Source organism: Paraburkholderia sp. A3BS-1L, from assembly GCF_051125215.1.
Taxonomy (GTDB): domain Bacteria; phylum Pseudomonadota; class Gammaproteobacteria; order Burkholderiales; family Burkholderiaceae; genus Paraburkholderia.
In genome coordinates this window covers 1,069,488-1,082,619 of the sequence record NZ_CP120442.1, presented here as the reverse complement: position 1 = coordinate 1,082,619, position 13,132 = coordinate 1,069,488, and the positions used below count along the sequence as shown (strand labels likewise).

General features: G+C 65.3%; 14 protein-coding genes. 8 read left to right on the top strand and 6 right to left on the bottom strand.

The window, feature by feature from the left end:
- Positions 1–70 precede the first annotated feature (70 nt).
- Positions 71–703, bottom strand: coding sequence for a TetR/AcrR family transcriptional regulator (locus tag P5W99_RS04875; RefSeq protein ID WP_421079187.1), 633 nt, complete (start codon positions 701–703; stop codon positions 71–73).
- Between the two features lie 394 nt (positions 704–1,097).
- On the opposite strand from P5W99_RS04875, the gene rsxB reads away from it, so the two are divergent.
- The 3 genes from rsxB (at position 1,098) to P5W99_RS04860 (ending at position 3,191) form a co-directional block, all read left to right on the top strand.
- A complete protein-coding gene (gene rsxB / locus P5W99_RS04870) occupies positions 1,098–2,003 on the top strand; it encodes an electron transport complex subunit RsxB (protein WP_434662081.1) in 906 nt (301 codons plus the stop codon).
- Complete coding sequence (gene nth, locus P5W99_RS04865) at positions 2,000–2,644, top strand: endonuclease III (RefSeq protein ID WP_434662080.1); 645 nt, start codon at positions 2,000–2,002, stop codon at positions 2,642–2,644. Before rsxB ends, nth begins: the two co-directional genes overlap by 4 nt.
- Positions 2,645–2,756: 112 nt before the next feature.
- Positions 2,757–3,191, top strand: coding sequence for a DUF1841 family protein (locus tag P5W99_RS04860; RefSeq protein ID WP_421023487.1), 435 nt, complete (start codon positions 2,757–2,759; stop codon positions 3,189–3,191).
- Between the two features lie 166 nt (positions 3,192–3,357).
- Here the strand turns inward: P5W99_RS04860 and P5W99_RS04855 are convergent, their stop codons facing one another.
- Together P5W99_RS04855 and P5W99_RS04850 are read right to left on the bottom strand one after the other, a co-directional pair.
- Positions 3,358–3,741, bottom strand: a complete 384-nt coding sequence (locus P5W99_RS04855; protein ID WP_421023486.1) for a c-type cytochrome — start codon at positions 3,739–3,741, stop codon at positions 3,358–3,360.
- 76 nt (positions 3,742–3,817) lie between these two features.
- Complete coding sequence (locus P5W99_RS04850) at positions 3,818–4,183, bottom strand: c-type cytochrome (protein ID WP_434662078.1); 366 nt, start codon at positions 4,181–4,183, stop codon at positions 3,818–3,820.
- A gap of 390 nt (positions 4,184–4,573) precedes the next feature.
- Between P5W99_RS04850 and P5W99_RS04845 the strand changes: the two genes are divergently transcribed.
- From P5W99_RS04845 to P5W99_RS04825, 5 genes are all read left to right on the top strand, one after another.
- Positions 4,574–5,425 (top strand): AAA family ATPase, encoded by an 852-nt coding sequence (locus tag P5W99_RS04845; RefSeq protein ID WP_421079184.1) that lies wholly within the window; start codon positions 4,574–4,576, stop codon positions 5,423–5,425.
- Positions 5,426–5,470: 45 nt separating this feature from the next.
- Positions 5,471–6,643: a vWA domain-containing protein gene (locus tag P5W99_RS04840; RefSeq protein WP_421023484.1), complete on the top strand. Its 1,173-nt coding sequence runs from the start codon at positions 5,471–5,473 to the stop codon at positions 6,641–6,643.
- A gap of 89 nt (positions 6,644–6,732) precedes the next feature.
- Positions 6,733–7,950: a benzoate/H(+) symporter BenE family transporter gene (locus P5W99_RS04835; protein WP_434662077.1), complete on the top strand. Its 1,218-nt coding sequence runs from the start codon at positions 6,733–6,735 to the stop codon at positions 7,948–7,950.
- A gap of 215 nt (positions 7,951–8,165) precedes the next feature.
- Positions 8,166–9,125 carry a transaldolase gene (tal, locus tag P5W99_RS04830; protein WP_434662075.1) on the top strand — a complete coding sequence of 320 codons (960 nt, stop codon included), beginning with the start codon at positions 8,166–8,168 and terminating at the stop codon, positions 9,123–9,125.
- Positions 9,126–9,460: 335 nt separating this feature from the next.
- Entirely contained in the window at positions 9,461–9,892 is a 432-nt protein-coding gene (locus P5W99_RS04825; protein ID WP_434662073.1) for a VOC family protein, read from the top strand.
- Positions 9,893–9,947: 55 nt separating this feature from the next.
- Here the strand turns inward: P5W99_RS04825 and P5W99_RS04820 are convergent, their stop codons facing one another.
- The 3 genes from P5W99_RS04820 to P5W99_RS04810 form a co-directional block, all read right to left on the bottom strand.
- Positions 9,948–11,171 (bottom strand): FUSC family protein, encoded by a 1,224-nt coding sequence (locus tag P5W99_RS04820; protein WP_434662438.1) that lies wholly within the window; start codon positions 11,169–11,171, stop codon positions 9,948–9,950.
- A 143-nt stretch (positions 11,172–11,314) separates the two neighbouring features.
- Positions 11,315–12,865 carry a monocarboxylate uptake permease MctP gene (mctP, locus tag P5W99_RS04815; RefSeq protein ID WP_421023479.1) on the bottom strand — a complete coding sequence of 517 codons (1,551 nt, stop codon included), beginning with the start codon at positions 12,863–12,865 and terminating at the stop codon, positions 11,315–11,317.
- A complete protein-coding gene (locus tag P5W99_RS04810; RefSeq protein ID WP_421023478.1) occupies positions 12,862–13,104 on the bottom strand; it encodes a DUF3311 domain-containing protein in 243 nt (80 codons plus the stop codon). Before P5W99_RS04810 ends, mctP begins: the two co-directional genes overlap by 4 nt.
- Positions 13,105–13,132 lie beyond the last annotated feature (28 nt).

The window sequence follows — 13,132 nt, the reverse complement described above, 5'->3', positions numbered from 1 at the left end:
GCCTGAGAAGGCGCACGCTCAGCACGCAACGCCCGCCCCCGCGCCTGGTTCGCACCGGGCGCGGGGTTTTTCATTTGCGCATCAAGAACGCAAGCAGCATCTCGGTGTTGAGCTGGATGATCTCGGCGCGCTCGGCGGCGGCGCTGAAGTCGCGCCCGAGCGTGGCGTTGAGCGTGTAGCGGTTGGACACGATGTAGTAGCCCATGCCCGAGAGCGTCACGTAAAGACGCAGCGGATCGACGTTCGCGCGAAACAGCCCCGCGGCCTCGCCGCGCGCGAGGATCGCGCCGAGCGTCGCGATGATCGGCGAGATCATCTCGTGTATGCGCGTGGACTTCTGCATGTAGCGCGCCTCGTGGAGGTTCTCGTTGTTTATGAGCCGCAGAAGCTCGGGATGGTCGCGGTAGTAATCCCACACGAAATGCGCGAGCCGCGTAATCGCCTCGACCGGTGCGAGCCCGGCCAGATCGAGCGCGCGTTCGGCCTCGTTCAGCGCGCCGAATGCATGCTCCAGCACGGCAGTGAACAACTGCTCCTTGCTGCCGAAGTAGTAGTACAGCATGCGCTCGTTGGTTTCCGCGCGGCGCGCGATCTGGTCGACGCGGGCGCCGAACAGGCCGCCATTCGCAAACTCTTCCGCTGCGGCAAGCAGGATGCGGCGGCGCGTGCCTTCAGGATCTCTTTTGATTTTCGTCTGATTCATGGTGGCAGGATCGCTCGATAGGCGCGGCTTTCCACGTTGCGCTGCCGGGCCTCTCCAAACCCATCGTGCGGCAGCGTGCATGGAGCGCGCCGGGTTAATGAACCTACACCCTTCGCTTCTCGATTTTTCTTGGTTTGCAGTCGTCTTGACCCCTCGCCCGACGCTGCAGATGTGACGCCGTCCTGCGGACTCGATCCAATGCCATGCGCCGATGATGCAAGCGCTGCGAGAACATTCGAATTAAGCGCTTTGATTATGGCACATGGCCCGCCGATGGCAATGCGGGAAATCGGCGATAATGCGGGCTTTGGCGCGGGGCGAGCAGCCCCTGGGCGTGCAAGCCCCAGGCGTGCGCTCGCGCAGCCACGCCGCCGCCGGCCAAGCAATCGCAACCGTGAACGATTCCAAGACACTCGCAGATCGCATCGAAGATCTGCTGCCCCAGACGCAATGCACCAAGTGCGGCTACGACGGCTGCCGGCCCTATGCCGAAGCCGTCGCCGCCGGCGCCGCGAGCTACAACCAGTGCCCGCCCGGCGGCGCCGAGGGCGTCGCGCGCCTCGCGAAGCTGCTCGGCAAGCCGGTCATTCCGATCAACCCCGTGAACGGCGTCGAGCGGCCGCGCCCGGTGGCCTTCATCGACGAGCAACTGTGCATCGGCTGCACGCTGTGCATGCAGGCATGCCCGGTCGATGCGATCGTCGGCGCGCCCAAGCAGATGCACACCATCGTCAAGGATCAATGCACGGGCTGCGACCTGTGCGTCGCGCCCTGCCCCGTGGACTGCATCGCGATGATTCCGGTAACCGGCGACGCAACCGGCTGGGACGCGTGGACCCAGCAACAAGCCGATGCAGCACGCGTGCGCCACGACCGCCGCCAGGCCCGGCTCGCCGCCGAGCGTCATGCCGCGGAAGCGCGCGCTGCCGCGCGGCGCGCAGCGGTGGCGCCCGCCGGAGCTGCTTCCGATGCGTCCGATGCGTCCAGCGCTTCGGCCGCGTCAGCCTCGCCGGCTGCGGCCTCGCCCACCGACGACGCCGAAGCAAAGAAAAAAGCCATCATCCAGGCCGCGCTCGAACGCGCGCGGCGCAAGAAACTGGAGCTCGCCGAACGCGGCGTCGGCCCGCGCAACACCGAGCACGTGAGCGCCGACGTGCAGGCGCAAATCGACGCCGCCGAGGCCCGCCGCCGGCGTCTCGGCATCGCCGCCGACGCGGGCTCGGCCGACAGCAAGGCCGAGGGCGCAGCCACGCCCGAACAGCCCGCGCCGGACGCCGATCAGAACGACAAGCCCGCATGAACGCCACCAAGCGCCGCGCCATCTACGAGACGCTCCAGAGCATCAACCCAAACCCGACGACCGAGCTGGAGTTCACGACGCCTTTCGAACTCCTGATCGCCGTGATGCTCTCGGCGCAGGCCACCGACGTTTCGGTGAACAAGGCCATGCGCAAGATGTTTCCGGTAGCCAATACGCCGCAGGCGGTGCTCGCGCTGGGCGAGGAAGGCGTCGCCGATTACATCAAGACGATCGGCCTCTATCGCACCAAGGCGAAGAACGTCATCGCCACCTGCAAGATCCTGATCGAGCAGCACGGCGGCGAGGTTCCGCAAACGCGCGAAGCGCTCGAAGCGCTGCCGGGCGTCGGGCGCAAGACCGCGAACGTGGTGCTCAACACGGCGTTCGGCCATCCGACCATCGCCGTGGACACGCATATCTTCCGCGTCGCCAATCGCACCGGCCTCGCGCCCGGCAAGGACGTCAAGGCCGTGGAAACCGCCCTGGAGAAGTTCACGCCGGCCGAGTTCCGTCGGGACGCCCATCACTGGCTGATCCTGCACGGCCGCTACGTGTGCAAGGCGCGCCGCCCGGAGTGCTGGCATTGCGTGATCGAGCCGCTGTGCGAGTTCAAGCCGAAGACGCCGCCCCCCGAACTCTGACGAACCGGCCCGGCGTAACGACGCCCGGCGTAAAATCGAGGCCTGAGCCACCGCATCACATGGAATCAGGCTCCGACCACCCCGCCCTCACCACTGCACGATCCAGCACCCGATGTTCAATCCCAGCCGCGACGAAGTCCGCCATTTTTTCACCGAGACCTGGCGCAAGCAGCGCGCGGGCGAGATTCTCACGCCGCTCGAGGCGATGGCCGCCGACTGGATCGTCGAGCATCCCGAGTACCACGCGCAACTCGCCGATGCCCAAGCCGCCTCCGCGCAGGACTATTCACCCGAGCGCGGGCAGAGCAATCCCTTTTTGCATCTGTCGATGCATCTCGCGATCAGCGAGCAGCTTTCGATCGATCAGCCGCCGGGCATCCGCGCGGCCCACGACCGGCTTGCGGCGCGCATGGGCTCCACCCACGACGCGCAGCACGCCATCATGGAATGTCTCGGCGAGACGATCTGGGAAGCGCAGCGCACCAACACGCCGCCCGACACCGACGCTTACCTCGCGCGCATCGAGCGGCGCGCCTCGCGCGACTGAGCCCGGGCCGCCGCCGGCGAGCGGGCCGAAAGCGCGCAGGCCCATGCAAAAACACCCCGTGCGAGAAAGCGCCTGAAGCGCGTCTCGCACGGGGTGTTTTTGCATGAATCGCAAGCGCATCGCGCACAAACGCCATGCATGCCGCATGGCGCCTGCCGGATTGCGCTTACTTCTTCTCGACCAGATCGCCCTTGAGCGATTCAACGTAAGCAGCCAGATCCTTCAGGTCACGCTCGGAGAGGCTCTGCACCTGCGCCTGCATGATCGGATTGCTGCGGCCGAAATTCGCGTTGCCGTTGCCCATCTGATATTGGCGCAGCGCCCAAAAGATATAGTCGGCATGCTGGCCCGCGAGCTTCGGGTAATCGGGGCTCACCGGCTTGTTCAGGTTCACGCCGTGGCAGGCCGCACAGTTGTGGCTGTCGGCGAGCACCTTGCCGTTGGAGGCATCGGCGGCCTGCGCCGATTGCACGCCGAACGCAAGCGTGAGGGCGGCCGCCGAGGCGGCCTTCAGAAGCGACGCGCGCGCAGCCGTATAGGGCTTGTTCATGAATTCTCCTGTGTCGGCCAGAGTTGGCGCTTTAGCGCCTTGCTCTGGTCCCATTGCGCTAGAGCGCCCGTGCCGGTTACTTCTCGGGATTGTTTTTCGTGGCGGCCGTCTGCGACGAGTAATAAGCCGCGATATCGGCGATGTCCTGCTCGGACAGCGACGCCGCGACCGCGTGCATGGTCCCGAAGTGGCGATCACCCTTCTTGTAGCCGTGCAGCGCGCTAGCGATGTACTGCGCGTTCTGGCCGCCCAGGATCGGCACGTGATAGACCTCGGGATAAGCGGTGCGGTAGTCGGGAATACCATGACAGCCGATACACATCGCAACCTTACCCTGCCCTGCCTTCGCGTCGCCCACGACATCCGCGTGGGCCGAGGCCGCGAAGCCCGCCAGCACTGTCAATGCGCCAAACATGACGTGCTTGCTGACAATTTTTTTCATAGCATCCAACCTGGCTTGAGGGGATTCGAACGCCCGAACCGCAGGCCACGGCCTGCGACGCATGACTGCTGTTTTACTTTTGGGTCGCCGTGCAGGCCGAAAAAAATCGGTCCGAGTATACCGCGACGCCCCGCCGCACGTCCACCGGGCTGCCGCCCGGGCAAGGCCCGCTGACGCCCGCCGGACGGGGCTCGGGCGTGAGTGAAATATTCGCGAGTGGCCTGGCGCGTGACGTGCGGGTCATCCCTGATGCGTCTCGCGCACTGCTTGCGAGCCGCAAACGAGTGGCGCAAAGGTCCACATCGCGGGCGGACCCAACGATACGCGAGCCCCTCCCGGCCCAACACCCCTTCTGACTTATACTGAGATTTTTTTAGCGAGCGGTTCATCATGCGCGCCACGCGTTTCGAAGGCTCTTCGCAGTACGTCGCCACGGACGATCTCAAGCTCGCGGTCAATGCCGCGATCACCCTCAAACGGCCGCTGCTCATCAAGGGCGAGCCCGGCACGGGCAAGACCATGCTCGCCGAGGAAGTGGCCGCCGCGCTCGACATGCCGCTCATGCAGTGGCACATCAAGTCCACCACGAAGGCGCAACAGGGCCTCTACGAGTACGACGCGGTCTCGCGCCTGCGCGACTCGCAGCTCGGCGACGAGCGCGTGAAAGATATCGGCAACTACATCGTGAAGGGCGTGCTGTGGCAGGCGTTCGAGTCGGAGCAGCAAAGCGTGCTGCTAATCGACGAGGTCGACAAGGCCGACATCGAGTTCCCCAACGACTTGCTGCGCGAACTCGACCGCATGGAGTTCTACGTGTACGAAACGCGCGAGCTCGTGAGAGCGAAGCAGCGCCCGCTCGTCATCATCACGTCGAACAACGAGAAGGAACTACCCGACGCGTTCCTGCGCCGCTGCTTTTTCCACTACATCAGCTTCCCCGACCCGGCCACGATGCAGCGCATCGTCGAGGTGCACTACCCCGGCATTCGCAAGGATCTGCTCAGCGCGGCCATGGAAAGCTTCTTCGAGCTGCGCAACGTCGCGGGCCTGAAGAAGAAGCCATCCACTTCCGAGCTGCTCGACTGGCTCAAGCTGCTGCTCGCCGAAGACATTCCGCCCGACGCGCTGCGCGCGGTGGACGGTTCGAAGTCGATGCCGCCGCTCGCCGGCGCGCTGCTCAAGAACGAGCAGGACATGACGCTCTTCGAGCGGCTCATCTACATGAACCGTCATAACCGCTGACCACGCGCCAAGCGCGGAGCAAGCTCGCAAGGCCGGAGAACCTGCATGCTGATCGACTTCTTTTACACGCTGCGCGACGCGAAGCTGCCGGTCTCCGTGAAGGAGTACCTCACGCTCGTCGAAGCGCTCAAGGAACGCGTGATCGCGCCTTCGCTCGACGACTTCTACTACCTCGCGCGCATGACGCTCGTGAAGGACGAGCAGTACTTCGACCGCTTCGACCAGGCCTTCGGCGCGTACTTTCGCGGCATCGAGAAAAAATCGGAGCTGGCCTTCGAGATTCCCGAAGACTGGCTCAAGAAGCGGCTCGAACGCGACTTCACGCCTGAGCAGCGCGCGCAGATCGAGGCGATGGGCGGGCTCGACAAGCTCATGGAGCGCCTCAAGGAGCTCTTCGAGGAACAGAAGGAGCGCCACGAAGGCGGCAGCAAGTGGATCGGCACGGGCGGCACCTCGCCGTTCGGCAACGGCGGCTATAACCCCGAGGGCATCCGCATCGGTGGCGAAGGCGGCCAGCGCAGCGCCGTGAAAGTGTGGGACGCGCGCGCCTACCGCGACTACGATGACCAGGTCGAGATCGGCACGCGCAACATCAAGGTCGCACTGCGGCGCCTGCGCCGCTTCGCGCGCGAAGGCGCCGCCGAGGAACTCGATCTCGCGGGCACGATCCGCAGCACGGCGGCCAACGCGGGCTGGCTCGACCTCAAGATGGTCCCGGAGCGCCACAACAACGTGAAAGTGCTGATGCTGCTCGATGTGGGCGGCTCGATGGACGATCACATCAAGCGCACCGAAGAGCTTTTCTCGGCGGCGAAGGCAGAATTCAAGCACCTCGAGTTCTACTACTTCCACAACTGCGTCTACGACTACCTGTGGAAGAACAACCGCCGGCGCCACGCCGAGCGCACGCCCACCTGGGATCTGCTGCACAAGTTCACGCCCGACTACAAGCTGATCTTCGTCGGCGACGCCACCATGAGCCCCTATGAAGTGCTGCAGCCGGGCGGCTCGGTCGAGTACAACAACCCCGAGGCCGGCGCCGTGTGGCTGCGGCGTCTCGCCGACCAGTTCCCGCATTTCGCGTGGCTCAATCCCGAGCCCGAGCGGCTATGGGAGTATCGCCAGTCGGTGTCGATCATCCGCGAGATACTCGGGCATCGCATGTATCCGCTCACCGTCGCCGGGCTCGAAACCGCCATGCGCGTGCTGAGCAAATAGCCGCGCGGCCCGCCTGCATCGAAGCGCCGCGCCGCGCACTCGCGGCCAGACCGTTGCGCACACAACCATAAAACAAGGAGATTTCCAGCATGACCGCGCCTTCGTCCCCGGACCTGCCATCGACATTTCGGCCCGGACCGCTGCGCCCCTTCGCCGACACCTCGGTTGCCACGATCGTCGCGGGCTTCGTCGCGATGATGACCGGCTACACCAGCTCGCTCGTGCTGATGTTCCAGGCCGGCCAGGCCGCGCACCTCTCGCCCGAGCAGATCTCCTCGTGGATCTGGTCGCTCTCGATCGGCATGGGCGTGACCACCATCGCGCTGTCGCTCTGGTACCGCGCCCCCACCGTCATTGCCTGGTCGACGCCGGGCGCGGCGCTGCTGATCAGCTCGCTGCCGCACGTGCCCTATGCCGAGGCGATCGGCGCGTATATCGTGTGCGCGCTACTGCTCACGGCCGTGGGCGTGACCGGCTGGTTCGACGCGCTCATGAAACGCGTGCCCGCCGGCATTGCGGCGGCGCTGCTCGCGGGCATCCTGTTCGAGATCGGCATCGAGATTTTCCACGCCGCGCAGGTGCAAACGCCGCTCGTGCTCACGATGTTCTTCGCTTACCTGCTGATGAAGCGCTGGGTCGCGCGCTACGCGATCGTCGGCACGCTCGTGGTGGGCGTCGCGGCCGCCGCCGCGCTCGGGCTGCTCGACTTCAGCCACTTCCAAGTGGCGCTCGCGAAGCCCGTGTTCACCATGCCCGCATTCTCGGCGTCGGCGATCGTGAGCATCGGCATTCCGCTCTTCGTCGTGGCGATGGCCTCGCAGAACGTGCCCGGCATCGCCGTGATACGCGCCGACGGCTACAACACGCCGTCCTCGCCGCTCATCGCCACGACCGGCATCGCCTCGCTCGTGCTCGCCCCGTTCGGCTCGCACGGCATCAATCTCGCGGCCATCACCGCGGCGATCTGCACCGGCCCGCATGCCCACGAAGACCGCACCAAGCGTTATATGGCGGCTGTCTGGTGCGGCTTCTTCTATCTGATCGCGGGTGTCTTCGGTGCGACGATCGCGGCGCTGTTCGCGGCGTTTCCGCCCGCGCTGGTGGTCTCCATCGCGGCGCTCGCGCTGTTCGGCTCGATCATGAGCGGACTCACCAACGCGATGCAGAACCCACACGAGCGCGAAGCGGCGCTCGTGACTTTCATGGTGACCGCTTCGGGGCTCACGCTGCTCTCGATCGGCGCGGCGTTCTGGGGGCTCGTGGCAGGCGTGATCACCCAGGTGATCCTGAACGCGCGGCGGGCGTGAAGGGGCCTGAGGGTGCCTGAGGGTGCCTGAGGGCGCGTGAGGGTGGCCGAAGCTCGCGTAATCGCATCGCCACCCGATCCGCCATAAAATGATGAGGTAAGCCGTGCCTTCCGGCACGGCATCGTGTGCCGCCCTTCGCGCCCGGCGCCACGCCAACAGCGCGAAGCCGTTCAACTCCCACCGATGCCGGCGCACATGCGCCCACAAGGCCTGACATGACTAACGCACTCGATCAGCTCAAGCAGTACACCACCGTCGTCGCCGATACGGGCGACTTCCAGCAGTTCGTCCAGTACAAGCCCGAGGACGCGACCACCAATCCGTCGCTGATCCTCAAGGCCGTGCAGAAGGCCGAGTATCGGCCGCTGCTCGAAAAAACCGTGCGCGATCACGCGGGCGAATCAGTCGAGTCGATCATCGACCATCTGCTGGTCGCCTTCGGCACCGAGATTCTCAAGATCATTCCGGGCCGCGTCTCGACCGAAGTGGACGCGCGCCTCTCGTTCGACACGAAGAAGTCGATCGACAAAGCGCACCACATCATCGATTTGTACAAGCAGGCCGGCATCCCGCGCGAGCGCGTGCTGATCAAGCTCGCATCCACGTGGGAAGGCATCCGCGCGGCCGAGGTGCTGCAAAAGGACGGCATCCGCTGCAACATGACGCTGCTGTTCTCGCTCGCGCAGGCCGCCGCATGCGCCGAGGCGGGCGCGCAGCTGATCTCGCCGTTCGTCGGCCGCATCTACGACTGGTTCAAGAAGGCCAAGGGCGCCGACTGGGACGACGCGAAGGACGGCGGCGCGAATGATCCGGGCGTGCAGTCGGTGCGCAAGATCTATGCGTACTACAAGAAGTTCGGCTACCAAACCGAGGTGATGGGCGCGAGCTTCCGCAACACCAGCCAGATCGTCGAGCTGGCCGGCTGCGACCTGCTCACGATCAGCCCGGACCTGCTGCAAAAGCTGCACGACAGCAACGAGAAGGTCGAACGCAAGCTCTCGACGCAAGCGTTCAAGGACGCACAGATCGCGCGCGTGGCCGTGGACGAACCGTCGTTCCGCTTCCAGCTCAACGAAGACGCGATGGCGACGGAGAAGCTCGCGGAAGGCATCCGCGCCTTCGCCGCCGATGCGATCAAGCTCGAAAAGATGATCGAGGAGCTGCGCGCGCGTTAAGCGCGCACGAGCACGCGAAAGCGTACCTGGCCGTAGCAGCCGATTCCTTTTAAAGGGCCGCACATCCACCCTGTGCGGCCCTTTTTGCATGGCACGACAGCCCGCAGCTGGGCGCAAATGCCATTCCCGCATGCGCTCTCGCAAACCCTGGCGACACCGGCTCCCGAAACGCGCATACGGTCACCCGAAGCGCCTAGAATCAGGCCAGCGGCGCAACATGCCGCGCCATCCCCGGCCCCGCCCTGCCGCGCCCGTCACCCAGGTTGCGCGACGCTTCTTCACGGGACCGGCCATCGTGGGACCGCCCACCGGACAAGTCCGCAAGGAAATCGACGATGCAAATCCAGCCCTATCTGTTTTACAACGGCACCTGTGAGCAGGCGATCGCGTTCTACCGCGAAGCGCTCGGCGCGCAGGAGCTGTTCAAGATGCGCTTCAAGGACGCCCCGCCCGACCCAGAGCGCCCGATGCCGCCCGAGTTCGCCGAGAAGATCATGCACGCGACGCTGCAGATCGGCGACGCGCAGTTCATGATGTCGGACGGCGGTTGCATGACGCAGAACGACAAGTTCGCCGGCTTCGGCGTCTCGCTCACGGGACCCGACGCAGCCGCCGCGCAGCGCTACTTCGACGCGCTCGCCAAGGGCGGCCAGGTGACGATGCCGTTCCAGAAGACCTTCTGGTCTCCGGGCTTCGGCATGCTCACCGACAAGTTCGGCGTGCCGTGGATGGTCAGCGCGCCGCATTCCGAAAGGCCCACCGCCTGATTGGCAACCAGGTAGTCACACCTGAGCGGCCCCGGCACGCTCGCGAGCGCGCACATCACACCATGCGGCGCCAATGCGCGCGCTCGATGTTCCATCTCGGCTCGGTTTCGAGGAGCAAGGCACGCAGTTGTCCCACCTGCTCCTCGAAACGCTGTTCGAGCCAGTAAGGCCCTTGCATCTGCGACGCGGTGTCGGGCTGCTGCTGCGGCGGCACTACTGCGGGCATCGCCCCCGGTGCCGCGTCGAGCGGGCTCGAGCGCAGCGCCCGCGCCGCCGCCTCCGGATGATGCCGCGTGCCGCCAAAACGCAGCGCCCGGGCCGTCGCCAGCAGCGCGACGCGCACGCTCTCGCCGTACCGCGCGAAGGCCGCCCGCACGCGCTGCTGCTCGTAATGGCCCAAGGCGGTAGCCATCATTTCCAGCGAACTGAGCAGCGCGCGGTGCAGGCGCTGCACCTGCTCGAGCCGCGCGAGCGGCACATCGATTTCCCGCGCCACCGAAGGCATCAGCCCGCGCAATTGCACGAGCCGGGCGTTCAGGCGCCGGAAAGCTTCGACCTGCGCATCGGGATCCACCTGCGCGCCGCTGACCACCTGGGCATGAACGCGCGCAATCTCGCGCAAATTGTCGGCGAGCCGGTAGCGCCACGAGTAGGTGGCATGCAGCGGCAGCGCGAACGAAAACGCCAGCGCGATCACGATGCCGATCATCACGTTGAGCGTGCGCCACAAGCCCGTGTCGATGAGGTTGTCGCCGTGGCCCGCGACGATGCACATCGTGATGGCCGTGAGGAGCGGCACGTAGCCCTCCTTGCCGATCGCATAGTAGCTGCACACCGCCGCGACGATCGCCATGAGCGAATAGGTGAGCCACGTGAAGCCCGTCACCGCCTGCACGATGATGAGCGTGAGGCCGATGAGCGCGCCGAGCACCGTGCCGAGCGCGCGCTCGGCGGCCTTCTTGCGAATGTTGCCGTGGTGCTGGAGCCCGCCGATCACCACGAGCAGCGTGACCGACGCCCAGATGCCGTGCGGAATGTTGATGCCCGTGGTGGCGAGAATCGACACGAGCATCGCGAGCCCGACGCGCACGCCGTGAATGATTCCGGCGTTGCGATAGCGGTAAAACGGCGAGGTGAGCGCGCGCGAGAAATTCTCCACGCGCACCCGCACGCGCGAGCGCCGACGCGGCGGCTTCCCATACGAGGCAGCGTTGGCGCCGTGGCGCGCTGCATCGCCCGAAGCGGCTGCGGGTTCGGTATCGTGGTCGTGATCGGACATAGTCATGGTGCGCTAGCAGCCTGCTGGACGTGACGCGAGTTAGCGGAAAAAGCGGCCCCTGCAAGCAGGGTGCACCGGAAAAACAAATGCCCGCAACCGTGAAGTTGCGGGCATTGCAGGCGCAACGCGAATTGCGCGGCGGATCAGCCTTCCTGCACGTCGAGATAGTCCTCGGGCCGCGTGCGGTCCACGCCCTTCTGCATGCCGAACAGATGCACGAGCACCGACACCGCCACGGCAACCACGAGGTTCACGATCAGCGACCACACCGCCGCATAGCCCGGCACGGCCACGCCGAACAGGTGCACGACGAAGATCGAGCCCTTGAGGTGCAGCGAAATCGCCATCCATGTGCCAGTGACGATGCCCGCCGCCCAGCCGATCAGGAGGCCGCGCCAGTCGAGCATGCGCGTGTAGAGGCCGAGCACGATCGCGGGCAGCGTCTGGATGATCCAGATGCCGCCGAGCAGCTGCAGCTGGATCGCATACGTGAGCGGCAGGCCCAGGATGAACGCCACCGCCCCCACCTTCACGATCAGCGAAACCAGCTTGGCCACGTTGGTCTCCTGCTCGTGATTCATGTTGCGGTTGATGAACTCCTTGTGGATATTGCGCGTGTAGAGGTTGGCGGCCGCGATCGACATGATCGCCGCCGGCACCAGCGCGCCGATGCCGATAGCCGCGAACGCCACGCCCACGAACCACGACGGGAAATACTGCAGGAACAGCGCCGGCACCGCGAAATTCGGGCCGAAAGCCTTGAAGTACGGCGCATATTGCGGCATGTCCTTCACGCCCGAAGCGAGCGCCATGTAGCCGAGCAGCGCGAGCAGGCCGAGCACGAGCGAGTACGCGGGCAACATCGCCATATTCCGGCGGATGCTGTTGCCCGACGACGACGAAAGAATCGCCGTGACCGAGTGCGGATACAGGAACAGCGCGAGCGCCGAACCCACCGCCAGAGTCGCATAAGCGCTATAGCCGTTCAGGCTCGTCGCATCCGGAGCCTTGAGCAGCAGCTTGGCCGGCGGCACCGCGCCGAAGATATGGCCGAAGCCGCCCAGCTGCGCGGGGATCACGATGATGGCCGCGATGATCGTGATGTAGATGAGCACGTCCTTCACCACGGCAATCATGGCCGGCGCGCGCAGGCCCGAAGTGTAGGTGTAGGCCGCAAGAATCGCGAACGCGATGATGAGCGGCAGGTCGCCGATGAAGCCCGTGGTGTCGAAACCGAGCCCGCCGATCACCACTTCGATGCCCACCAGCTGCAGCGCGATGTAAGGCATGGTCGCGACGATGCCGGTGACCGCGACGGCGAGCGCGAGCACGCGGCTGCCGTAGCGCGCGCTCACGAAGTCGGCCGAAGTGACGTAGCTGTGACGCTTGGCGATGGCCCAGAGTTTGGGAAACACCACGAACGCGAACGGGTAGATCAGGATCGTATAGGGCAGAGCGAAGAAACCCGTTGCCCCCGCACCGAACACGAGCGCCGGCACCGCCACGAAGGTGTACGCGGTATAGAGATCGCCGCCGAGCAGGAACCACGTGACGATCGTGCCGAAGCGCCGGCCGCCGAGCCCCCACTCGTCGATATGGGCGAGGTCGCCCTTGCGCCAGTGGGCGGCAAGGAAGCCGACGATCGTGACGCCGATGAACAACAGGACGAAGACGAAGGTTGCCGTAACGTTCATTGCGCCCCCCCTGCCTTGCCGCGGTTCTTCGAGCGATCCTTGGTCTTGAGATAGACGAACACGGTGATGACCGCGCTGATCAGCACCCAGAGCAGCTGATACCAGTAGAAAAATGGGAAGTCCCACAGCGTGGGCTCGACCTTGTTGTACGACGGCACCCAGATCATGGCGATCCAGGGCAAGATCAACAGCCATAGCCAGTGCTTGCTGGCTTTTGCGGCGTCGGCGTCGTGAGCCATGACGTCTCCTCGTTACTTATGTAGTTAT